We start from the raw sequence: 23,822 nt of genomic DNA on the forward strand, positions 1-23,822 counted from the left end.
TTTTTATTCTGGCTGAAAGAAACGGGCTTCCAGCAGCTGACGCAACTGGTCGGATTGCTTACCAAAGATCGCATGAACCTCATGCCCCAGAATCACCACGCCAATCGCCCCCGCCTTCTGCAATCCTGCCGTATCGACAGCCTTCAGCGACGACACCTTCACACGTAGCCGCGTCAGACAGGCGTCCACCTGCTGAATATTTTCACGTCCGCCAAAGCAGTTCACCAGACGCTCCAGCAGCTCGCTGTCTACTTCAAGCTCTTCCACTGTCAGCGGCTGCCGACTGAAATATTGCTTAAATGATTTCAGACTCACCATGTTGTTCTCCTTCAGATAATAAAAAGGCGGGCTGCTGCCCGCCACTCACGACTGATAAACGAAAACGAGGGGATCATGCCCGGGACCGCTTACAGAATATACACGCTTCCTGCCTCTATCCTGCAATTGGCCTCTAAAAACCTGCTCCCAGTCAACAAGGCCGGACCGATCTTTCTACAGACAATGCTCATGCGTAAAAGCGATGGGGCAGATGCACCCTCGACCTGAATAGTCCTACTCTACTGGCCCACTCAGCACCCGACATCCCCACGGCCCCAGCGCGAGCGATTCCCCCACATCTTTGCCATCGATTAAATCCCTCAGCCCGGCAGGCAACGACACCTGCTGCCCCTGCGCCGTAAAGTTCTGAACAAACAGAAACGCCTGCTCACCATCAGTACGGCGCTGAACCACCACGCCAGGCGGCATATCACTTGCCAGCGCACGCGGTAATCCAAGCTGCTTAATCAGCGCACCATAAAAATCCCGATGGAAAGACAGATCATTACGCGACGCGATATACCAGGCCTTTCCCTGACCAACCCGATTCACTGTCACCGCCGGGGTACCGGCATAAAAATCACTCTCGTAACTGGCCAGCGCCGTCGCGCCCTCCAGATGAATATGCTCACAAAGCTCCCGCGCCTGATATGGCCCGCTCAGCCCCAGCTCATTGCCGCGAACCCCACGCACGCCGTTCAACTCCTCGTCAGTCAGACTATCGATCTCTTCTGACCAGATGCCGAGCAGCGGCCGCAATGGACCCGGGAAGCCACCGAGGTAACAAAGATCGCTCTCATTTACGATGCCGCTCCAGTAGCTGGCCACGAAATGCCCGCCCCGCTCAACATGCTCTTCTGCACGCGCCGCGAAACCGTCGCGCACCATATACAGCATTGGCGCAATCACCAGATCGTAACCACTGAAATCGCTGTCGCCATTAATCACATCTACCGCAACGCCCTGCTCCCAGAACGCCCGATAATGCTCGTTCACCGTGCGCTCATAATGCAGACCGAGATTGCGCGGACCCTGCGCGTTATCCATCGCCCAGCGACTCTCCCAGTCGAAAATAATCGCCACACGCGCCTCAACCCGACTGCCCATCACCGGCGTCATCGCGGCCAGCATCCGGCCCAGCTCACTGACTTCGCGACCGGTGCGCGTATCCAGATGGCCGACATGATCGACGACTGCACCGTGAAACTTCTCGACTGAACCCCGGCTCTTGCGCCACTGGAAATACTGCACCGCGTCCGCACCATGCGCCACCGCCTGTAACGACGACAGAATATGCATTCCCGGCTTCTTTAACTTACTGGTCGGCTGCCAGTTCGTCGCGCCTGGCGTCGACTCCATCAGCACAAACGGCTTGCCCTGCTTCAGGGTGCGCATCAAATCGTGGTACATCGCCGTATAACAGGCGAGCGTGCTCTCATCCTTCTCGTTGTGCCACATCGGATAGCTATCCCACGAGATAAAATCGAGCGCCGGTGCCAGCTTCCAGTAATCGTAGTCGTAGAAATACTCCATAAAATTGGTGGTAGCAGGCAGATCGGGATTGGCCTGCTTCAGCGGTTTAATCTCCTCACGACAGAAGTCAGTCACCTGATCGGTCATAAACCGCCGCCAGTCCAGATTCAGGCCATGAATCGACATCTCACCCTGTGGCGCTGGTGATACAATCTGTGACCAGTCGCTGTAAGTGTGACTCCAGAAATCGCTCCACCAGGCGTGATTCAGCTTCTCAAGCGTCTCATAGCGGCGTTGCAACCAGCCACGAAACGCCTGCTGACAACGATCGCAGTGACACTCGCCGCCATACTCATTGGAAATATGCCAGCCAATTACCGCCGGATGATGCGCATAACGCGCCGCCAGCCTGCTGTTCATCGCCTGTACTTTCTGGCGATAGATCGGCGAGGTCATGCAGTGGTTATGACGGCCGCCGTGCAGAGCCGGCACGCGATCGCGTCCCACCCGCAACACCTCCGGATACGCCTGCGACATCCAGGCCGGACGTGCCCCGCTTGGGGTAGCCAGAAACACAGAAATCCCCTGAAGCCACAGCGTGTCGATCACCTCATCCAGCCAGCCAAACTCATAGCGCCCCTCTTCCGGCTCCAGCTTTGCCCAGCTGAAAATACCCACCGACATAACGTTACAGTTCGCCTGCTTCATCATTGCCACGTCATCTTCAATAATGCCCGACTGGTGCGCCCACTGTTCCGGATTGTAGTCAGCACCATGCAGCAGCCGGTTAACCCGGGCGCTGAGCGGGGGAAATTTATTCATACCTGTTCCTCAGAGGAAGACATCAGCGTTAGCGCTAATAGTTAATGAAAAACCTGCAGCGAAGGCAGTGCCTTGCCGTGACAGTCAAACAGCGCCTGGTTTTCACGGGCATTGCCCTGTTTCCATTCGTCGTGGATATATTTCATGCCTGCGGGTGTGGCCCAGGTATTACCGGGCGCGGTTATCCACGCTGGTTCCCAGTAGACTACGCCCTTGCCGCGATGGTCCGGCACCGCCAGCACGGCCTTAATCAGATCATGCAGATAAGCCGCCTGGCCCGCGACCGTGCCAGGATAGCCGCCCGCTTTCTCCTCTTTGGCCTGGAAACTGTTCCCGGCGCTGTCGCAGTTTTCCAGCGTGTAGCCGTAAGCGGCTTCCACCACCATCACGTCTTTGTTATAGCGCCGGGAGATATCCTCCATGTTGGTTTTCAGGGCACTGATGGGGCCGTTCCAGTAGGTGTACATCGACAGGCCAATCACATCGAACGGCACATCGCGCTTCACGATTTCGTCGAACCACCAGCGGAACGTGTCATTTTTCGTGCCCTCGGCCAGATGCAGCATGATCTTCACCTGATGGGGATCGCTGAGATTCTCGCGTAAACCGCTGATGCCCGCCTTCAGCAGACCGGCCAGCCGATCAAACTCGCCGCCATTCTGGCCCCAGCTCTTGCCTTCCGGCCAGAGCATGCCGCCATTAAGTTCGTTGCCAATCTGTACGATATCCGGCATCACTCCTTCTGCTTTAAAACGGGCGATGGCGTCACGCGTATAATCATGCACCTGCGTTTCCAGCTGCGGAAAGGTCAGCGACTGCCAGGCTTTAGGCTTGAACTGCTTGCCGGGATCGGTCCAGAAATCGCTGTAATGAATATCCAGCAGCAACTTGAGTCCCGCCGCTTTTACACGCTTCGCCAGCGCCAGTGTGGTCGCCAGATCGTTACCGCCGCCGCCGTAGGTGTGACCACTGCCGTCGGTGGGATCGACCCACAGCCGTAGCCGGATGGTGTTGATACCACTGGCTTTCAGGATGGCGATGGCATCCTGCTGCTGGTTGTCTGCGTTATAGAATTTCGCACCCTGCTTCTCCAGTTCAGCCAGCGAAGAGATATCTGCGCCCTTGATAAAATCAGCTGGCCATGGCCCGGCGGAAGCGATGACAGGCTGATCGGCGGCGAGCAGCGGTGTCGCCCAGGCCAGCGCCAGGGCGAGAATCAATGTTTTTGGCGTCATGATTTATCCTTTAGTACTGCCTGAGGCCAGGCCGGAAACGAAGTATTTCTGCAGGGCCAGATAGAACACCGCCACCGGCACGGCGATCAGCACGGCACCGGCTGCATAGGTGGTGTAACTGGCACCCATTTTTTGCGACACCAGGTTATAGAGGCCAATCGGCAGCGTGAACTGCTCCGGCGTGCGCAGAATGGTGCTGGAAAGAATGAAATCGCCCAGCGGCCCGGTGAAAGAGAACAACGCCACGACCGCCAGAATCGGTTTCGACAGCGGCATGATGATCTCAACAAAAATGCGGAAGTTGCCTGCACCATCCATGCGCGCCGACTCATCCAGATCTTTGGGAATCGAGTCGAGATAGCCCTTCATCAGGTACGTGTTCATCGGGATCATTCCGCCAACGTAGATCAGCACCAGCGCCAGATGGCTGTTAATCAGCCCCAGCAGTTGCGACAGCACGAAAATCGCAATCAGCGCCGAAAACTGCGGGATCATCTGCAACAGCAGAAACAGCATCAGGCCGTTCTGACGTCCCTTAAACCGAAAACGGGAAAAGGCGTAGGCGGTACAGCTGACGCTGATCAGCGTCAGCACCATGGTCAGGAAACTGATTTTCATCGAGTTCCAGTACCACGTCATATACGGCACCGTGCCGTTGAACAGGTCGCGGTAGTGCTGCAGCGACGCATTCTCCGGAATGATCGAGCTGCTGAGCAGACTGTTGCCTGCATTCAGTGATGCCCCAACCGTCCAGACCAGCGGATAGATAATGATGGTTGAGACAACCAGCACTACCAGCCAGGTCAGCGACAGGCGTATCCACCTTTCGCGTTTAATACTGCCGGACTTCGCCATAACTGTTCCCTTACGCCATCTCATCTTGTTTAAACGACCGGGTCGCGCGGAACTGCCACAGCGCCAGACCTACCACGAAAATCGATAGCAGAATGGTGATGGTGGCGGCGATAGCATATTGCGACGACGACATGGTGAGCTTGTAAATCCACGACACCAGGATATCGGTTCCTCCGGCATTCGATCCCGCCACGGCCGGACCGCCGTTGTTAAACAGATAGATGATGTTGAAATTATTAAAGTTGAAGGTGTATTGCGTGATGATGATCGGCGCAATGGCGTAGAGCACCAGCGGCAGCGTAATGGTTTTCAGCCGTGTCCAGGCGCTGGCACCATCCATAATGGCCGCCTCATAGAGGTCGTCCGGAATCGCCTGCAGCACACCGGTTGTCATCGCAAAGACAAACGGGAAGCCCAGCCAGGTCTGCATCATGATCAGCGCCGTTTTGGTCCAGAACGGATCGGTCATCCAGGCTTTAGGGGCGATGCCAAAGAAGTCGAGAATGGCGTTGTTGATCACCCCAAAGCTGTCGTTGAACATCCCTGCGAAAACCAGAATGGTGACAAAGCCCGGCACCGCCCACGGCAGGATAAAGATGGTGCGGATCAGCGGCTTAAAGCGCAGGTCTTTCTGATTCACCAGAATCGCCAGCATCACGCCCACGGTGCACTGCAGCGTCGTCGCCAGCAATGTCCAGACCACCGTCCATTGCAGCACGTCAAAGAACGTGGAGCGCCAGATCGACAGCGTAAAAATGTTGATGAAGTTTTTGAACCCCACCCAGTCCACCAGCTTCGCCGGGGGCGTGTGATAGAGGTTGTAGTTAGTGAAGGCGATGGCAAAACCAAACAGAATCGGAAACACCACCACGAACACCAGCAGAATAAAGCCCGGCGAAATCATCAGGTAGGGGAAGCCGTCGCGCAGCAGTAACTGATACTGCTGACGCACACTATTAAGCTGCTGGCCCTTGTCGCGCTTAGCGCCATTGACCCACGCGTCGCGCACCGACATACCCCAGACCGCCACGCCGAAGGCGGCAATCAGCACGCTGATAATCCCCTCCGCCAGCAGGAAAATGGAGTTATCGCGCGGCACCGATTCCCCCAGCGTATACAGCCCCCAGAATCCTTCACGCAGAAAATCGTGAAAGACGCCGGTAAAGCTGCTGAGCAGAAGCAAAAAGCACAACCCTTTCGCCCACTGACGGTGGTAAAACTGGCCAAAGCCAGGCAACAGTGCCAGCAGCGCACCGGTCGTCGCATGACGACGTGGTCGCTGAGCCGTCACCAGATGTTCATCGGAAGATATCGCCACACCCTGATCCTTATCCTGTACGGTTATCCCGCGAACCGGCATTACTGGTTGCTGGCCTGCATTGCTTCAATTTGCATGGTGATCTGCTTCACTGCGTTATCCAGCGCCGCTTTTGGCTCCTGCTTGCCGGAAACGCTCAGCTCCAGCGCCGCATTGGCCGGTCCCCACACTTCCTGCATCTCTGGTACCCCTGGCATGGCTAACGCACGTGCCGCCTGCACCGCGACCGCATTGGCCTTCTCATCATCTTTGATAATCGGATCGTTCATCAGCGCAGTCACCGGCGGGATTTCCTGGGTTTTCTGATAACGCTCTTTCACATACTGCGGCTGGTTGATAAAGGTGAGGAACTTCTGCGCCAGCGCCTGATCTTTGCTCCAGGTCGAAACCACATAGCCTTTTACACCCAGGAAGGAGCTCATCGGCTTGCCGTTTGGCAGCAATGGCAGGGGTGCCACGCCGTAGTTGATCCCGGCGGCCTGATAGGGCTGGAACGCCCATGGCCCGTTGATCACCGCCGCCGCTTTCTTCTCGGTAAACAGCGAGTCGATGGCGTTCAGGCCGTTGTCGCCCATGATGCCGCCCGGCAGCAATCCTTCGCTGAAGAAACGCTTAAGATAAGTCACCGCCTCCACGCTGCCCGGCGTGTTAAGCCCGATATCTTTGGTGTTAATCGCGCCTTTGGCGTCTTTGCCAAAGATGTAAGACCCCATCGGTGCCATCACGCCCCAGCTGTAGTAAATCTGGTCAAACTTGGCGAGCAGGCCATACTGTTTCGCCTCACGCTGCTTCTGAGAGAAAGCGCGATACTCATCCAGGGTTTTCAGCGGCGCGGGTAGCAGATCTTTGTTGTAAATCAGCACCAGCGTTTCAACCGCCTTGGGGACGCCGTAGACCACGTCGTTCTGTTTAAAAGCCGCCATCGCCGACGGGGTGTAGGCGTTCTGTTGTGCCGCGTCGATTTTCAGTGGTGCCAGCAAGCCCTGCACGACTGCACTGCCAAGCTGGTCATTGGGGATCACCAGCACATCCGGGCCAATTCCCGCCGGACCATCCAGGCGCAGCTTTTCGATCTGCTGTGCAAACGGCATCTCCTGTACTTTCACTTCAACGCCGAACTGTTTCTGAAAATCGGCGATCGCCGTTTTGATGCCGTCTGATTTTTTAATGTCTTCCCAGACGGTAAGTTGCTGAGCGGCCCAGACGGATTGATTAAGCATCAATGCTGACAGGAGTAGCGTAACGCTGATTTTAATTTTCATTGCTGGCCTCGTGTGAAGGTATGACATTTTTAGCTGTCATTTGCTGTTGTTCTTTTTTCAGATGCACACTGAATATGTATTCATCAGGCATGTGAAGAGTGAATAACGTATCGCATTTGAGCCATACGCTACGCGGAACAGGTGCTGCGCTCCAGCCCGTTTGCACCAATGTGTGATCGGTATTACAGAAATCAAAAACAGCGATAGGGCACGCTCTGACTGAACGTTATAGTCAACGCAGGCACCATCAGGGCTGACGTGAAAAAAGATGAACTGTTATACGTCATACATTTTAGCCGCCAAATTTCCTGCCGTGAGGATTAGCATGTCCAGTATCAGATTGAGAAACGTCACCAAACGCTTTGGTAAAACAGAAACACTTAAAAATATTGCGCTCGATATTGAGGCCGGTGAATTCGCGGTTTTCGTTGGTCCGTCAGGCTGCGGTAAATCCACGCTGCTGCGGCTGATTGCCGGTCTGGAAGAGATCAGTGAAGGCGAGATTTTGATTGGTGATGAGGTGATGAATGATGTCGCGCCATCGCACCGTGGCGTGGCGATGGTATTCCAGAGTTATGCGCTTTATCCTCATATGACAGTGGCGGAGAATATCGGCTATGGCCTGAAGGTGAACGGTCTGCCAAAGGCGCAGATTCAGCATCAGGTGGAGATGGTGGCGAAGACACTACAGCTGGGGCAACTGCTGGATCGTAAACCTAAACAGCTTTCCGGTGGGCAGCGTCAGCGTGTTGCGATTGGCCGCGCGATTGTCCGTAATCCTCGGGTGTTTATGTTTGATGAGCCGCTGTCGAACCTGGATGCAGAGCTGCGTGTCGATATGCGGCTGCACATTGCTAAGCTGCATCAGGAGCTGAAAACCACCATGGTTTATGTCACGCACGATCAGACGGAAGCGATGACGCTGGCCGATAAGATTGTGGTGATGAACTATGGCAAGGTGGAACAGGTCGGCTCTCCGATGGAACTCTACTACAATCCGATCAACCGCTTTGTCGCGGGTTTTATCGGCTCACCTAAGATGAACTTCCTGCCCGCACGCGTGGAGCAGTCTGGTCCAGCGGGTCTGATCGCCGTGATTAACGATGGCGAACACCGGCTGCACCTCCCCTCACCCATCCGCCCGTTGCAGCCAGGAGATGAGATCACCCTGGGCATCCGGCCGGAGCAGTTGCAGATAAATGGCGATGCACTACTGAATATCGACTTCCACTGTGAGGTGGTTGAGCGACTCGGCAACAATACGTATCTGTTTGGTCAGAGCCACGGCCACGACGGCTTCAAGATGCTGCTGCCTGGCGATGTGCATTTCCGTCCTTATCAGACGCTGCGCCCCACCTTCCATCCACACCATTGCATGGTGTTTGATGCCGACGGCGCACGTATCAGCGCGGATATCAAGATGCCGCAGGTGCGCGCGGCATGAAGTGAGTGTCTGGGGGGAGGTATCGAGAGGCCGGAAACGGCCTTTTATGTTTCCAGGCCTTGAAAAAGATTGGGTGCAGAGAAGGCATTACCGGCTGAGCAAACACATGGACACACCCGCAATCCCTTCTCTCACTGACCCGCTATCCCGGCTTATTTACCCAGAATGTTGTTAACCGCTTTCAGGTGGCCAGCTTTATCTTTGTGATTTGAAACCACCTGAATAACGGTGAATTTCTTGTTGGCAGCCGCCAGCAGCGTCGCCTGTTGCACATCATTGCCACCCATTTTGTCGGTGGCTTCAATATGATAGACCGGCAGACCATTGGCATTCTCAGTTTTCTCACTGATCACCGTATAAGTAGGTGAAGCCTGCTTCTGCTTGTCTTTAATAGACTTCCCGCCTTCAAGGAAATCGGCGTCACTGCCACCGCGTGCAATCACCGGGATCTCTTCCTCGCCAATGATCAATACGCGTTTTTCCTGCTTGTTCACATACATGGTGCCTGGTCCGCCGCCCGGAACAGGCTGCTTTTCATAGCCCTGCAGTTTGAACGTCTGTTTGCCATCCAGCAAAGAGATGGTCTGAGTCTGTGTGTTTGCAGCCTGTGCTGTTTTCGCTTCGGCTGCTGATGCGATCATCGGGGTGCTGCCAAGGGCAGCCGTCAGGCAGAGCGCACCCATAATGTTTAATGATTGACGTAATTTCACCGTGAACTCCTTCGTGTAGTGGCTATTTCCATTTCACTGACACCGAATCGGGTGTCGGCGAGGCAGAGGCATTATCGGGTCAGGTCGTAAATACAGATCCCTGAACCGAGCAGTAACAAAATTATCGGCCAGTAAAGAACGGGGATAAAAAAGAAGTTGTGGGTCTTTTCGGGTGCCATCATCGGCTCACTTTTGGTCGCCGTTGCGATGGAGTCCAGCCATTTTTCCTGCCGGAGCGCCCAGACGAAGACCGCACAAAAGAGGGCGGCAACGATAAGCGTTGCGCCTGTCGCCCATAAATGCGCGACAAAAAAACCATCGTAGTAATAAAAATCCAGCACCCATTTACACAGCAGATAAGCAGCACAAATTAATAGCGCGACAAAAAACCCGACTCCGCTCCAGGCGATCATTTTTATATCCTTTACAGGGGTGAAGACCGAGAAATTATTTTCTGAAAATTAACATATTTTTATCATTGTGGCGATATTTTCTTTGGTGCTAATATTCTCTCTGCCCCGCTCAGGGCGTTTCGGCCTGATTCATTATAAAAGGCCTGATGCCGCCAGGGTTATTTTCTGAGGTTGTTGCTCATCCCGAATCCAGTGTGCCGTTAATAGTGCACGCCGGGTGCGGCAGCGCTATTCGTTGCATTGCGATATTATTTTAGTGTGAATGAATCACGGCTGTGATATCGCTTTTTTTGACATTCACATTGGCTGTTTTGGTGGAAGAAATTTATGCCGTTTTCATCCAGATGAAACAGTAAGGTGATCGGCATATTATGTGTAAAGCATGGAGGTTCACATGGAACAACTCACTGAAAATAATGGCAAAGAGAACAGAACTAAAGAATATAGTGCGAAGTGGCAAGCCCGCTTTGATTTTTTTGACCGTTATGGTGCTCCCAGTACACCCGGCTTCAGACAGGCGTTGAAGCACCTGCCTTTCAGGCAAAAACTGAGAGTGAACATGAATTTAATTGCCTTCCTTTTCGGTCCGATTTATCTGTTTGTACTCGGCCTGTGGAAGAAGAATATCATGCTGATTTTAATTATGATGGCTGTTTATACTATTTTGATCATCGCCTTAGCGATAGCAGGCATGGAGTTCCCACGGTATCTTCAGGTCGGCCTGGGCTATGGCTTTAATGCACTGTACGGCATGAGTACGAATTACAATTATTACCTGAAAGAGAAAAAAGGCGATAACGGCTGGAATCCCTTTAAAGGTATGCGCTGGTAATTTTTTCAGCGCAACTGGAAAAATATAAAATCTGGTATACCGTCAGTAGTCAGGCAGCTTTTAAACCTCATGTCGGAGGCTGATCAAAATAAATAATGTATATTAACTCAAATTATTGCTGTCGCGCGCAACAAGAGGGACCGGTCAGGAGAATAACCTGCTGGCAACCTGATAAGCCCATTAACTCTTTCTCTGTGCTTTTTAAGAACAGGCGCTGACTGGCTCATAGCAGTTTGCATCAATTATCATATCGCTGAAGCTCGCAAACACCCCCGGGAAATATAATCGGGTCAAGGTCATTCTTTTAGGAATTTCCTGAAAAGCAGCTTCCCCTTTCACTGACATACAGGATGTTATTATTTTGAAATCATTAACGGAATTGAAAAAGGGTTATCTGAAGGTATTTCTCTGGCTGCTGTTCACACTGTTTCTCGTTCCCGTTATTACTCTGGTTTTTGCTGAATACGGCAATGCGCAACTCGACCAGCAGTACACCCAGTTCTTCATGAACGATGCGCAGGAGCAACATCAGGATACCGGCAAACTGCAGACATTTTTGCAGCAGAACCCGCCGTCCAGCGTCTGCGGTCCGGTCGATGAAAATCTGCAGGATTACAAAAATGCCGTCTGCGCACCGCAATCCGAGCTGTGGCAGTTCTACATGATGGATAAGGTGGCAATCTGGACGCTGATCGGCAGCGGCGTTGTCCTGCTGATGGTATTGCTGTTCAGCGCCCTCGCCTTTAAAAGCCGCCGGGGACAGGTCATCAGCCTGGCTTTGGCGCGCAAATTCCTGATGCTGGCCTGTTCACTGGAAGTCATGGTGCAGGGCGGCATGCTGGTCTGGCTCTCATTCTGGGGTACCGCGTTCTTTACGCAAACCTACTATCCAAAGCTGGTGATGGCAGTAGGCCTGCTGGTGCTGGCCGGCATGTATTACATGATCAAAGGCATCTTCAAAAAGCTTCCGCCGGAAGAGAGCATCGAAGGTGAAGTGGTGACACGTGAAGCCGCTCCGGCACTCTGGTCACAGATTGATATGCTGGCCGCCAGAGTAGGCACCACGCCACCCGATCATATCGTTGCGGGCATCGATACCAACTTTTACGTGACGGAAGCCCCGCTGAGCGTAAATGGGCACCCGCTCACCGGTCGTAAACTCTATGTCAGTATTCCGCTGCTGCGTCAGCTCACCGTTGCGCAGGCTGATGGGGTGATGGTCCATGAGCTGACACATCTTCATGAAGGCGACACCGCTTCCGGCGCACTGCTGGGGCCGAAGCTGCATCGCTTTGACCTCTACATGCAGCTGATGGGTCAGAATCTGGCAACACTGATCGTCTATTATCCACTCTATCTCTATCGCATGTTGTTTGAGCTGGCGTGGCAGCGCAACAGCCGTGAACGTGAGTTTGTGGCGGATCGCAATGCGTCAACGCTGGTCTCCCCCGCCGCGATTATCGAATCGCTGATCAAAGTATCGGCCTATGCCAGTTACCGCAGTGAAGTTGAGCGAAACTTCTTTAATAACCGGACGCTGCATGAAAATGAACTGGGGATCAGTAAAGCAATTGCTGCCGGTCTGCCTGAGCATGTCGCCTCTCCGGACTTTATCAGTATTGTCCGCGAACAGAATGTGCCGCATCCGTTTGATTCACACCCGCCGTTGACCGAAAGGATGCGCAACGTCGGATACAACATCGACGAAGCCGACTATGCATCGGTCGCCGCCGATTCCCCGGCCCAGAGCTGGGTTGATCTGATGCCGGTTGCCAACGAGATCGAACAGCAGTTGTGGCAGAAGTATGAGCACGACTTCTCTTCCGTGCATGAGGAGAGCCTGGCCTGGCGTTATCAGCCTGAAGGTGAAATGGAAACCGCGCTGGTACTGAAGCATTTCCCCAATGCGCCTTACACGCTGAAAGATGGCTCGCAGATCGTCATCACCTGGCAGGGGATCGTGTCACCGAAAACCGGCGAACTGCTGGATTGGGATAACGTTAAAAACATCAACGTCATTCGTAATTTCGGCCGGGATAAGCTCTACGTGCAGCATGAGCAGCCGAACGCTAAAGGTAAAAAGCGCAGTGAGATCCCCTTACCGGGCCTGAAGAAAGAGATTGACGCTTTTAAAAATACCCTTGGCCTTTACTGGCATCGCCATCAAACAGTCAGGGCGTTACTGAAAGAAGAATCGGCCGAAGCGTCGCAAAGCGCATAAGCCGTTTATCATCGGCTCCCTTATCGCCGCTGATAAGGGAGTCAATGCGAACATCCCTTTCCAGTCTGTCTTTCTGACCACCTAAATAAAGGAACGATTGTGTTTAAAAGAGCAAGCAGGGCTGTATTACCCGGGATGCTGGTGACCGCGCTCGTACTGCCTCTGGCCGCATGCGATAACAGTGACAAAGCGGATGCAAAACCGGCTCCGCAAAGCCAGCCTCAGGCCGTTGCACAGGACAGTACCGCGCAACTCACCACAAAATTAAATGCCTACGTGGGATGCTTTAACACCGCCGATGGATCGGTTCGCGACAGTGCCCTGCGCTATGTGAGCTGGATTGCGAATGTTGAAAAGGGACCCACCGGCAAAGAGCGCAGCGTGAACGTGCTGGGGGATGTCACACCTTACGAACTGGAAAAATGTACTAAAGCTATCAATGAGTCATCAAAGGCCAGCCCCAGCATGCCGGCGCTGGACGCGGCAGCCACCCAGTATCTGGCGGATTTAACGACGCTGCAGCCACTGGTTTCTGAGGCTCACCTTTACTACAGTCAGGAAGATTATAAAGATGATGGCTTCGCGAAAGGCAAACAGATGCATCAGCCGCTCATGAAGGCGTTTGACCGCTTCATGAAAGACAGCGACCAGTTTGGTGCCGAAGTTGAAAAAGAGAACAATGCGCTCACTTCCGCGCAGCTGGTTGAGATTGAAAAGTCGGAGGGCCGCCATAGCCGCTACTACCGTCTCGCGTTAGTTACCCAGGCTAAACAGCTGGCGACAGAGCTTACCGTACCCGCGCCCGATGTGGCTGAGGTGACAAAAGCGATAGAGGCTTACAGTGCGCTTCTGGCTGACGCAGGAAAAGCAACAGCCAGTGAAGCGGGCAAGCCATTAACCTGGTCCATCTTCCAGGAAAATGCCGGAACCTTCCTGAAAGACTGCAAAGATCGCATGCGTCGGGTCCGCGATAAAACACCTTACAGCACGGGAGATCAGATGCTGCTGAAAGGAAGTGGCAGTTCGGGTTGGATGGTATCGGGCTCTCCGATGCGCGTTTTAAAATCTTATAACGAACTGGTCGAGGCCAGTAACCGCATGTAAGCCGACAGCCCGCCCCACAGGTTCCGGGGCGGGCGGGTGAAGCCCGAAAAGCGCTCATCGTGTTTTTTGACCGTCAATTTTATCCTGAGAGGAGTGAGCGTGCAGGCAAACGTCGGCGATATCTACAGCGTGTTTTCACCGCAGTTGCAGCAGTACGTCGCCTGCCAGGTCACACACCTCCGGCAGCCCACGAATTCTAAAGACAAACTTCTGGCAGCCATACTCCAGCTCGACTGGGCGGGTGATCATCTGCCTGACAGAGCGGAAGCCAGCCGTATGCAGCCTTTGCGTTGCAGCTACTATTTTCTCAAAGAGCGTCTCGATCAGGGTTATGTTCCCGCCTGCGTGCCACCGGGGCATGTGTTGATTGCTAACCTGCCCCCACTGGAAGAGAACGAAGTCAGCACCTATAAATTCGGCTGGGACGTGGGAGACAGCCTGGTTCGTCAGCGCAGCTGGGAGAAGATCGACCCGGTCAGACGTGCACAGTTTAAAGCCGCCTCTGGCGCGCGCAACGTCATAGTTGGCGGTCAGACACTGCGCGAGAATACCACCCGTATTAATGACAGCGTCCTGCAAAGCCTGACTGACCTCTCAGAGCTGGATCGGCTGCCTTGCCTGATGACCCTAGAAACCTCGCAGGGCACGCCCGAGCTGATGGCCTATATCCAGCAACATCCCTTTATTAACGAACTGCACTGGCAGTCCGCTGTGGTCAGCGAGATCGATGTTGAAGCCACCCGCCTGTCGCGCTTTATTCTCCATCCAGAAGGCGTGAGTCGTGTGCGGCTGAATCCTGATCTCTCCCTGCTGTCACTCACCGCAATGCCCTCGTCAGGGTTTCAGGTTGATGCGCATCAGGAAGGACGTAATCTCTGCCTGCAATGCTCACAGTGTTTGCCGATACTCCAGGGTCTCGATCGGCTCGGGGCGTTGTCACTGACGGGCGTTAAAGAGATCGATCTGGCCCCTGTGGTTGAGCGTTTTCCTTGTCTGACTGAGCTGCGCATCTGGGGAAATCCTGGCCTGGTCACTCATGTGCAGCGTATTGCCGCTCTGCCACAGTTGCAGATGCTGACCTTCTCTGACATTTTTGGTTTTACCGCGAGCGATTTCCCTTCACCAGAACAGTTGCCGAACCTCTCCAGCCTGTGGATGACCAGCGTTCCGTTCGATGTCGTCAGTTCCCTCAGAACCGCCTATAAGCGGGCGACAACACGGGGGTTGGATCTCTCATTGAGTAAAGCCCGCAAGCCGGAGTGGCTGGCTGAGAACCTGCATAATCCGTTCCGGGACTGGGATGGTCGTGAGCATATTTCAGGCACGTATGCCCGGAAAGCGGCGCTGGCTTACAAAAATCTGCGGGCTGCGACGCATAATATTGATAGCAGCATGGATGTGGCAGCCCTGTTGACCGTCGCCGTAACCGCCTACACCGAAGCCTTTAACCTCATCGACCGGCGTTCAAAGGCGATTGAGACGGTGGAGCGTGAAGAGATCTACAGTGTGCTGTTCAATGACCTGAATTCGCTGGAACAGACGCTGGGTAAGCAAGGCGCTTCACTTGTGAATCAGCCGCGTCTTTACCAGCTTTTCGACCAGTTACGCGAGTTCTGAGCAATAACGATAGTGCCGCCAGATCAGAATGCCGCTTACTGACCCTGCCCTTTTCGCACGCCTTTCAGCAGTGCCTGCGTCACGTCAGAAGCCTTCCCGGAGGCCGAACAGACCAGCCCGAACTCACGGTGTATCGCAGGAGTTACCGGCACCACAGACAGTCCGGGAGAAGAGATATCCCGTTTTGTCACGGGTTATCAGGCCAGGCAATGATTCACCCTGATTAAACCGAACCCTCTTTTTCAATCACCAGCACGCGGGCGATACCGTGTGGACGGGCAATGTGCTCTGTCCCTTCACTGGCGTAAAAGATATCACCCGCTTTGAGTACCCGACTTTTAACTTCGCCCTGTTCCTTATATTGCATTTCAACGCATCCATCCATCACAGCAAAAACTTCCTGTCCGTCGTTGATGTGCCACTTATAAGGCTGATCGGTCCAGTGAAGTTTCACGCTGACATTGTCGAAGCTGGCAATATGCTGTGAGTCCCAGGCTCTTGAGCCGGTAAATTCTTTACTGCTATAAAAATCCATCTTTTCAACCTCAATAGACGTGCTTTAGCGTCATCAATATCAAAGAGTGGGGATGGATTCTATACGTCCGCCTTCTGTTGTCCTGATCTGTCCCCGCGTTGTCCGTTTAAGGGCAGATGGTCACTTAAGGATTAATCGAATAGCGTAAAATACCGGCCAGAAATAAGATGGAATAAGCCTGTATTCATACCCATTCCTAAAGGTCTGTCATGTCATCGATGAGTCTGCAAAACCTCTATCGCTCAACAAACGAAAACACTGCCTCCATCTGGGCGGAAAATGCAGGAATCGGGGATATTAAACAGGGAAGTTATTACGATCCTGTCAGACTTGCTCTTGCGTCGGGTATACAGCCCTCTATTTCCCTTGAAGTCTCGCGTCTTATTGGTGGATTACAGCAGCTCACGAAAGATGACCCCCTTGCCGATGTTCTTCCCATCGAGGGTTTCCATTTTACCTTCCTGCCCCTGACTCTGCCGTTCATAAACGAAAACGAGCCACTACCAGAAAAAGTGGCAGAATTAACGAAGATCTGGACCGAATTTGATGCAAAGAGAATCGTTATACGAGATCTTCGGCTGGTTGCGTTGCCCAGCCAGTTGTTGCTTGCGGGAACTCCTGACAGTACTGCAATTGCCATGCGCCAGTCATTTTGCGAACAGGTTCTGAATTCGCGCTGGAAAGATGAGTTGCGGATGCGTCACACCGGCAGCCCGTTACCGGCACCCTTCTGGCACAGCACTGTTCTGCGCTATAGCGCTGATTTTTTACCCGCGCCTCTGCGTCAGTATATTTCTGAACACCAGGCCGTTAATTTTGGCGAGGTTGCAGGACAATTAAAACTGGCGAGGGTCAACTATAACTGGACGATGTGCTACCCGCTGACGATTTAACGGAGGCGATTTCTCGCGTCCACCAGCCTGATGACGTTCAGCCAATGCCGTCTTATTTACATCATGTCACTTTTACTTGAGGAAAATTTCAGGGAAATTTAAAAATCTGTCGAGAGCTGCCGATAACCTCAGGTATCGAAACTCTGTACGCAGGAAACAACATCCATGTCACCATCCGACATTCATAGTAATCATCAGGAAATTGGCGAAATTACGGCGCGTGCTGGCTACATCCTGCGGCAGCTTCGCGACAGTCTGCAACAGCTGGGGCTTGATAAAACCATTGCCGATGTGGCGGGAAGCATCCCAAACGCCCGTGAAAGACTGGGTTATGTCATCACAATGACCCGCGAAGCAGCAGAAGGCGTAATCAACAGCGTGGAAATCACGCAGCCTCTGCAAAGCGAGCTGGCCGAAAAAGCAGAAAAACTCACGCAACGCTGGGATGCCACTTCCGGGATACCATTAGACAAACATCAAACTCAGGCATTAGCGGCAGATACTGCAGCTTTGCTGGAAGAAGTTCCCCGTATTACGGGTATGACACAACAGCAGTTGCACGCAATTATGATGTCGCAGGGGTTCCAGGATCTTACAGGACAGATTGTGCAGGCTATGATGGCCGTGCTGAATCAGGCGGAGCAGCAGCTGATACAGGTCATTCGTGATAACACAGGCTCACATAGCAGCGCCGAGCGCAATGCGCCGTCTAAACCCGCTTCCGCATCAGAAACGCCTGCCAGTCAGGATGATGTGGATGATCTGCTGGCCAGTCTGGGCATGTAAGTCGACAGAAAGCGACCTGGCGAACACTCACGATTAACAAGAAGAGGGTTTGCACCAGGGCAACCCGTCGGTCTTAATATGAGCAGGTATATCAGGAATGAAAGCCTGCTTTGTGCCAGAAGCGAACATTAACTACTGGCTTAGATATTTAAACTTTAAACCGCGCAGGTGTGGTGCCAAACACCCTGCGAAACAACGCAATAAAGGCACTTACATTGTCATACCCAAGCTCCAGTGCAACTGTCGTCACTTGCTTACCCGTAGCCAGAAGTTCAAGAGCCTTGAGTAACCGTATGCGCTGTCGCCATTCATTAAAGCTAAAACCGGTTTCAGCACTGAATCGACGTGTAAGTGTGCGTGATGACACTCCCGCCCAGTATGCCCATTCCTCCAGTCTCCGACCGTCGTCTGGGTTATCTGACAGCGCCTGTGCAACTCTGAGGAGCCGAATATCCTGCGGCATTGGCAGCCCAAGATTAACCTTAGGAAGAGTTCCTATTTCATCGAGGATAACGCCAGATAAGCGTTTTTGAGGCGCATTAAGCTCTGCATTCTTCCATGAGGCTGCTCGTGTTATCGCCTCACGCAGCAGATTTGTGACTGAGAGGACAGCAGGCTTATCAGGTAATTCGCCACAGGCCGCGGCAGATATATAAACACTCCATCCTGAATAGGGGCCGTGCGAGAGAAGACCATGCGGAACATTTGGAGGTATCCATACGGCATGCGTTGCCGGTACGACCCAGCGATAATTTTCGGCATCGATCGTAAGCAGCCCATGTTCAGCGCCGAGTAACTGTCCGCGAATGTGGTGGTGCCTTGATGTTTCCCTAATTGCATCAGACTTGCGAGCCGCGACAATCAAAGTGGGTCCATCTGAAGAAAGAGCCTGGGCTAATGGAATCAATGAATCAGTCATATTGGCATATTTGAGGTATTTGTTGTCTTTTATACCGTACCGAAGCCATTGAGTCGATTGTAGAGTACTCATAACTTTTACTGAGGACTGACCATGACAATGATTTCTATTACTACCGTATTGGATGAGATTATCAACAAACAGGAGATGGCACTGGAGGTGATACTCAATCGCCATTTTAGTCCCGGTTATCGGCAGCGCACTGATAACAAGTGGGAGGGCTTAGATAGCTTTGCCCGCCATGCACGTAAACTTCGGGAAATTCTGGCTTCCGGTAAAATTGAGGTGCACGACGAACTACGTAATGGGAATCTCTATGCAACCCGCCATCGTGTTCTGTTAAATAAGCGCAATGGTGAAAAAGTAGATATGGAGGTTTACATGTTTGCTGAAACAGATGATTCAGGGCGATTTATTCGTATCGAAGAAGCGACACTTATGCTTAAAGGTCTGGAAAGTGACCGTGACTTAGGTAGCGCCAGGTAATCAAGTAATAAAGATTTTAATGTCCGCTTTTCGCTCATAGCAGACTACGCATTTGCAGACCTGCTTTATGCCAGTCGCGTGATTACCTGTATTCGGTTAGCGCAATAAGGCACCCGCTTTGACAACCAGGATTTCTCACGGTCAGCGTAAAGAGAGGGTGTGCGCGTTTAAACATCACTCCGCGCTTCAGCAACCGTAAACACACTGCGACTGAGCAGTGCCAGCGTTATTGGCGTGCCGCAGACCTTTTGCCCTCATCGCTGTGGGGGACCCGTGTGGCGCAGCCGGCTGACGATGATTTCCTAACACGAGGCATACATTGAGACGCATGAATGAAGACCCGTCATGCGTAACTTGCTGAGTCTGGCAGCCTTAAACGCTTCAAAGATTAGTTGGCTTCGACGTTCAGCCGGTGACGATAATGTTTCAGGACAACGAGTGTCACGATCTGACTGTAAATAAATCCGCCCACCCCACCTGATATTACGGCGCCGACTATGCCGCCAACGTACGCTCCCACGCCAGCGAGGACTCCGCCGAGAACGAGACTACCCCAGGTCTGCCAGTGCCGGAAAGCCGATTTATACGCGCTACGCCAACGCCTTCCACGCTCCCGCCTGGATAAGTCTTTCAGTTCGGGGATACTTTTGTAGGTCCAGTAGATTTTCATGGCGGAGTTCTCGTTCAGATGGTTAAGCGAAGGAAAACATAAAACGACGGCACAGGAAAGGTGCAGTCAACATCTGCTTTTCGCTCATAGCGGACTTTAGCCTGCCGAACGTCCGCTTTGTGCCAGAAGCGTACATTACAAATAATGAGGTAGGTTGATACATAATGCTGGCCTGAAGTTATGACAAGCGATAGCGGTTGTTCTGTGTTGTCAGCAGCATTAAGGGAGGTCAGAGCCAGCTCCTCGTGTCGTTGCCATAAACGCTTGAGTAGACGTCGTGTCTTACCTGGCTTGAGGCTTTGACCCTGATTACCACAAGAAAATCATCAGTTAATTAGCCACGCCCTTGCTATAGACGCTATCCTTCACCGCTAAATTTCACCCTTCAGGAAACCCCTATGTCAGAAACAGCAATTTTGAGACGTTCCCCCTCGGTATTTTGGGGAGCGACCATCATTTGCGGCACGGTGGTTGGCGCTGGCATGTTCATCCTGCCAGTTGTGATGGCGGGAGCATGGTTTGGCTGGTCGTTACTGATACTGGCTTTCAGCTGGATCTGTATGTTGATTAGTGGCCTGATGTTTCACCGCGTGAGCCAGCATTTCCCTCTGGAAACCGGTTACGACAAAATCGTACGTGATTTATTAGGCCGCAGCTGGGCTGAAGTGAATGGCCTGAGCCTTATTTTTGTACTGGGCATTTTGACGTATGCTTATATATCAGCGATCGGACCCGTTTATGACCACTCTCTGAGCAAGCTGACCGGCAAAACGGTGTCATCTTCCGAAGCCAAAGTTATTTTAAGCGTGACGGTGGCCGCGATCGTCTGGTCAGGTACCAGCAGCATCGGCCGGATAATGTCTGTTCTGCTTGTCACAAAAATTATTTTGTTGCTGACTTTGTTTGGTGGATTATTAACCACCGTGAATGTGGACTACCTGTCAGACAGTCAAAATTCTTCGGGATCGTACTGGCCCTATATGCTCGGCATCGTGCCATTCTGCCTCGCGTCATTCGGCTATCATGGAAACATTTCCGGGCTGATTAGCTATTACAGTGGCAATCACCAGCGTGTCAAAAGATGCCTGTGCACAGGCACAGCTATGGCGCTTGTTATCTACCTCTTCTGGATAATATGCACCATGGGTAACCTTCCCCGCTCAGCCTTTCCGGAGATTGCCAGTCAGGGTGGCGACATTGCCGCGCTGATGCACGCGTTTAGTCTGCGTGGTTATACGCCCGGGATGTCACTGCTGTTCTCGACGTTCTCACATTTTGCCGTTATCTGTTCATTTGTGGGTGTCACGGCGGGCCTTGTGGACTACATCAGCGACCGCTTCGGTATTGCCACGACCCGAACAGGACGCCTCAAAGCCATAGCGATCACCTTCCTGCCGCCCTTGAGTTTATCTTTGCTTTTTCCCGCTGGGTTTGTCGCGGCAATTGGGTATGCCGGGTTACTCGCAACAATATGGGCAGTCATTGTGCCGGGGCTGCTACATCTGAAAATGAAATCCCGCCTTTCTTCCGGCTATCAAAGCAGCCAATGGGATGGGCTACAGTTGGGCATGATAATGACATTCGCAGCCCTGAATACCCTGTCATGGACACTTAGTGAATTTGATTTACTGCCTGTGTTTTGACGTCATCAGAATGCATTACTGGCATCATCAATTCGCATATAGAGTAGCCGGGGATGCTGTTTAATATGAACCCTCTGAACAGCCGGTCAGGTCGCGTGTAGTCCTCACCTGCTGCTCCTGGTATAATGATATTTTTGGCGAGGTTTACTGTATGTCTTTATCTGCCCTCATGGCGTTTGCCCTGATAATGTCTGCCGGTATCGTAACTCCCGGCCCTACCGTACTGCTGGCTCTCAATAATGCGGCTCGTTTTGGCATCAGGCGGGCCTGCTGGGGCATTATTGGCGCTGCAGCAGCGGATATCCTTCTGGTTGCGCTGGTCGGACTGGGGCTTGGTGTTGTTTTAGCGGCTTCGGAAACGCTTTTTGTCACTCTGAAGTGGGTCGGTGCTGCATGGCTTGCTTATATCGGCCTGCGGATGTTGCTTTCTTCGGAAACGGCTTTGCCAGACGGTTCGGAAGCCACGGCTCCGACGCGAAGACTGCTTTTTTTTAAAAGCTTTTTTGTCGCTATGAGCAACCCTAAATATTACATCTTCATGACTGCACTGCTTCCTCAGTTCGTCAGTACGGCACAGCCAGCGTTGCCGCAGTATGCAAGCCTGGCGGCAGTGATCGTTTCAATTGATGTGGCAGTAATGTTGGGTTATGCCATGCTGGGTAAGAAATCCCTTCATCTTCTGAAAGCCCGTGGCATCAGATGGATGAACCGCATTAGCGGGTCGTTTCTGTTAGTCCTCGCCGGGTCTGTTGCTTTGTATCGTAAAAGCGGCACCTAAGCTTCTGTCGAGATAAAAGCCGCCATCAGGCGGCTTTTTCGCCCTGTGTCGGCTTACCACTTTTAGCGCAGATAACCCTGCGTGTCTGTCAGCGGTTTGCCAGAAGCTGATGTGGTAAACGCGGTCAGATCTGATGCGAGCTTTGCACATCAACAATTCGGTTTCTGTTTAATTAAAGAGCACACTTCCGGGACCAGACCAGTCAATGTGCTATTAAACCGACTAGCGCAATAATGATCGTTAAAGGCGCGAGGAGGCATCCAGCCGGACCTGCAGACGGCTTATGTTTTCAGTTATCTCAGCGGTTCTGTCCGCCAGTTCGCGAATTTCACTGGCAATGACGGAAAAGCCCCGCCCCTGTACCCCTGCTCTTGCGGCTTCAATGCTGGCGTTCAATGAGATGAGTTTGATTTGAGCAGCGATATTTGCATTTTCGGAGACCAAATCAGCAATTTCACTGACAGAGGCCGCAGCCTCATGCCTTCGCTGACGTTCATGCTCAGCCTGGGCTTCCCGGTCTTTCAGTGTCTGGATATCAATCAGGGCCCCGACCGCCCGCAAAGGTACGCCGTCTTTGTCGCGTCGGGTCTGACCGCGGGCCCGGAACCATCGATAATTGCCGTTTTTGAGTTTAACGCGGTAGTCAACGTCATAACCTGTTGCGCCTGAATGATCGTTAAGGTGTTTTATAAAGGCATCCAGCGTGTGATGGCTGTCGTCCGGGTGTAGACGCGAAGCCCAGCTGTCTATCACATCAGGAAACTCTTCAACAGTTTCGAATCCGAGCAGTTTCCTGAACTGTGGAGACCACCAGAACACATTTTTCGGATGTAAGGGGTCACCATTAATAATCTGAAGATCCCAGAGGCCGTCATTCAGCATTTCACGTGACAGGTTGAAACGGGTCATGGCAATGTCGTATTCACTTTCGTGCGCAACATCATCGTTAATGTTCAGCAACATTCCTGTCAGTCTTTGACTCTGGCTGTCCGGGTTGCGCTCACGTTTTACAGCCACCTGAAACCACTCATAACTTCCGCCCGCTGTCTTAAAACGGCATTTTTGCTTTACGTCGCGAGAAACAGGGGCCTGCGTGTTTCGTAAAAGATGCCTGAAATGGCTTTTATCTTCTTCATGAACAAGGGAACAGAGCGCTGAGAGCGTCGTGGTATTACTGCTTCCACGTGACAAACCTAACGACGCTGCCGATGAAATCCATAGCGGCGTGCTCTCGTTAATGTCTTTACCCTCACATATCCATAACACTTCTGGCAGCAGGGCCAAAAAGCTGTCCAGACGTTCGGGTAGCTGACTACGTGGCTGGAACTCTTCAATTAACACTTCAGGCACTGTGGATGAAATGACCTCTGCGGCGGAGGGTGATTTTTTGAATAATTTACCTAACATGACGGCTCCCGGTGAGAAAAAATAAATAACAGTCATGTTATCGGCCATATCACAGCTTATATAAGCGAGATAAATCGTTAA

21 protein-coding genes and 1 pseudogene are annotated in these 23,822 nt (G+C 52.5%); 10 read left to right on the forward strand and 12 right to left on the reverse strand.

Going from position 1 to position 23,822, the window contains the following annotated elements:
* Window positions 1-3: 3 nt before the first annotated feature.
* The 6 genes from HZZ01_RS13355 to HZZ01_RS13380 all read right to left on the reverse strand — a co-directional run bounded on the left by HZZ01_RS13355 (window position 4) and on the right by HZZ01_RS13380 (window position 7,283).
* Complete coding sequence (locus HZZ01_RS13355) at window positions 4-318, reverse strand: glucose PTS transporter subunit EIIB (protein ID WP_136198973.1); 315 nt, start codon at window positions 316-318, stop codon at window positions 4-6.
* Between the two features lie 234 nt (window positions 319-552).
* Window positions 553-2,613, reverse strand: coding sequence for a beta-galactosidase (locus HZZ01_RS13360; protein ID WP_179898063.1), 2,061 nt, complete (start codon window positions 2,611-2,613; stop codon window positions 553-555).
* 41 nt (window positions 2,614-2,654) lie between these two features.
* Window positions 2,655-3,848 carry a glycosyl hydrolase 53 family protein gene (locus HZZ01_RS13365; RefSeq protein ID WP_179898065.1) on the reverse strand — a complete coding sequence of 398 codons (1,194 nt, stop codon included), beginning with the start codon at window positions 3,846-3,848 and terminating at the stop codon, window positions 2,655-2,657.
* 3 nt (window positions 3,849-3,851) lie between these two features.
* On the reverse strand, window positions 3,852-4,703 hold the full coding sequence (locus HZZ01_RS13370) for a sugar ABC transporter permease (RefSeq protein WP_140033818.1): 852 nt from the start codon (window positions 4,701-4,703) through the stop codon (window positions 3,852-3,854).
* Window positions 4,704-4,713: 10 nt separating this feature from the next.
* Window positions 4,714-6,063, reverse strand: a complete 1,350-nt coding sequence (locus tag HZZ01_RS13375; protein ID WP_218928193.1) for a carbohydrate ABC transporter permease — start codon at window positions 6,061-6,063, stop codon at window positions 4,714-4,716.
* Complete coding sequence (locus HZZ01_RS13380; RefSeq protein ID WP_179898069.1) at window positions 6,063-7,283, reverse strand: extracellular solute-binding protein; 1,221 nt, start codon at window positions 7,281-7,283, stop codon at window positions 6,063-6,065. The genes HZZ01_RS13375 and HZZ01_RS13380 overlap by 1 nt, the downstream gene beginning before the upstream one ends.
* A gap of 325 nt (window positions 7,284-7,608) precedes the next feature.
* Between HZZ01_RS13380 and HZZ01_RS13385 the strand changes: the two genes are divergently transcribed.
* Window positions 7,609-8,727, forward strand: coding sequence for an ABC transporter ATP-binding protein (locus HZZ01_RS13385; RefSeq protein ID WP_179898070.1), 1,119 nt, complete (start codon window positions 7,609-7,611; stop codon window positions 8,725-8,727).
* 152 nt (window positions 8,728-8,879) lie between these two features.
* Here the strand turns inward: HZZ01_RS13385 and HZZ01_RS13390 are convergent, their stop codons facing one another.
* Both HZZ01_RS13390 and HZZ01_RS13395 read right to left on the reverse strand, forming a co-directional pair.
* Window positions 8,880-9,437 (reverse strand): hypothetical protein, encoded by a 558-nt coding sequence (locus HZZ01_RS13390; protein ID WP_179898072.1) that lies wholly within the window; start codon window positions 9,435-9,437, stop codon window positions 8,880-8,882.
* A 71-nt stretch (window positions 9,438-9,508) separates the two neighbouring features.
* A complete protein-coding gene (locus HZZ01_RS13395) occupies window positions 9,509-9,850 on the reverse strand; it encodes a hypothetical protein (RefSeq protein ID WP_179898074.1) in 342 nt (113 codons plus the stop codon).
* A gap of 394 nt (window positions 9,851-10,244) precedes the next feature.
* Between HZZ01_RS13395 and HZZ01_RS13400 the strand changes: the two genes are divergently transcribed.
* From HZZ01_RS13400 to HZZ01_RS13415, 4 genes are all read left to right on the forward strand, one after another.
* The gene (locus HZZ01_RS13400) at window positions 10,245-10,682 is read left to right on the forward strand and encodes a DUF2628 domain-containing protein (protein ID WP_179898076.1); all 438 of its coding nucleotides are present in this window, start codon (window positions 10,245-10,247) and stop codon (window positions 10,680-10,682) included.
* Between the two features lie 343 nt (window positions 10,683-11,025).
* A complete protein-coding gene (locus HZZ01_RS13405; protein ID WP_179898376.1) occupies window positions 11,026-12,903 on the forward strand; it encodes a M48 family metallopeptidase in 1,878 nt (625 codons plus the stop codon).
* 99 nt (window positions 12,904-13,002) lie between these two features.
* Window positions 13,003-14,007: a YiiG family protein gene (locus tag HZZ01_RS13410; protein WP_370463474.1), complete on the forward strand. Its 1,005-nt coding sequence runs from the start codon at window positions 13,003-13,005 to the stop codon at window positions 14,005-14,007.
* A 99-nt stretch (window positions 14,008-14,106) separates the two neighbouring features.
* Entirely contained in the window at window positions 14,107-15,624 is a 1,518-nt protein-coding gene (locus HZZ01_RS13415; protein WP_179898078.1) for a hypothetical protein, read from the forward strand.
* 35 nt (window positions 15,625-15,659) lie between these two features.
* Here the strand turns inward: HZZ01_RS13415 and HZZ01_RS13420 are convergent.
* Together HZZ01_RS13420 and HZZ01_RS13425 are read right to left on the reverse strand one after the other, a co-directional pair.
* Window positions 15,660-15,785: pseudogene (locus tag HZZ01_RS13420) on the reverse strand (LysR family transcriptional regulator); the annotation flags it as partial.
* 62 nt (window positions 15,786-15,847) lie between these two features.
* Window positions 15,848-16,159, reverse strand: a complete 312-nt coding sequence (locus HZZ01_RS13425) for a cupin (RefSeq protein WP_179898079.1) — start codon at window positions 16,157-16,159, stop codon at window positions 15,848-15,850.
* A 209-nt stretch (window positions 16,160-16,368) separates the two neighbouring features.
* Between HZZ01_RS13425 and HZZ01_RS13430 the strand changes: the two genes are divergently transcribed.
* A complete protein-coding gene (locus HZZ01_RS13430) occupies window positions 16,369-17,052 on the forward strand; it encodes a hypothetical protein (protein ID WP_179898081.1) in 684 nt (227 codons plus the stop codon).
* A 165-nt stretch (window positions 17,053-17,217) separates the two neighbouring features.
* The gene (locus HZZ01_RS13435; protein WP_179898083.1) at window positions 17,218-17,838 is read left to right on the forward strand and encodes a protein phosphatase CheZ; all 621 of its coding nucleotides are present in this window, start codon (window positions 17,218-17,220) and stop codon (window positions 17,836-17,838) included.
* A 148-nt stretch (window positions 17,839-17,986) separates the two neighbouring features.
* On the opposite strand, the gene HZZ01_RS21200 is transcribed toward HZZ01_RS13435, so the two are convergent.
* The gene (locus tag HZZ01_RS21200) at window positions 17,987-18,934 is read right to left on the reverse strand and encodes a helix-turn-helix domain-containing protein (RefSeq protein WP_370463475.1); all 948 of its coding nucleotides are present in this window, start codon (window positions 18,932-18,934) and stop codon (window positions 17,987-17,989) included.
* Here HZZ01_RS21200 and HZZ01_RS13445 point away from each other — a divergent pair.
* From HZZ01_RS13445 to HZZ01_RS13455, 3 genes are all read left to right on the forward strand, one after another.
* Window positions 18,857-19,243, forward strand: coding sequence for a nuclear transport factor 2 family protein (locus tag HZZ01_RS13445; protein WP_179898378.1), 387 nt, complete (start codon window positions 18,857-18,859; stop codon window positions 19,241-19,243). The two genes, HZZ01_RS21200 and HZZ01_RS13445, sit on opposite strands and share 78 nt — an antisense overlap.
* A gap of 1,068 nt (window positions 19,244-20,311) precedes the next feature.
* The gene (locus HZZ01_RS13450; RefSeq protein ID WP_179898087.1) at window positions 20,312-21,556 is read left to right on the forward strand and encodes an aromatic amino acid transporter; all 1,245 of its coding nucleotides are present in this window, start codon (window positions 20,312-20,314) and stop codon (window positions 21,554-21,556) included.
* 151 nt (window positions 21,557-21,707) lie between these two features.
* Window positions 21,708-22,334, forward strand: a complete 627-nt coding sequence (locus tag HZZ01_RS13455; RefSeq protein WP_179898089.1) for a LysE family translocator — start codon at window positions 21,708-21,710, stop codon at window positions 22,332-22,334.
* 240 nt (window positions 22,335-22,574) lie between these two features.
* On the opposite strand, the gene HZZ01_RS21100 is transcribed toward HZZ01_RS13455, so the two are convergent.
* Window positions 22,575-23,741, reverse strand: coding sequence for a PAS domain-containing protein (locus HZZ01_RS21100; RefSeq protein ID WP_179898091.1), 1,167 nt, complete (start codon window positions 23,739-23,741; stop codon window positions 22,575-22,577).
* Window positions 23,742-23,822 lie beyond the last annotated feature (81 nt).

The sequence above is a fragment of the Pantoea sp. WMus005 genome, from assembly GCF_013415305.1.
GTDB classification, from domain to species: Bacteria; Pseudomonadota; Gammaproteobacteria; order Enterobacterales; family Enterobacteriaceae; genus Pantoea; species Pantoea rara.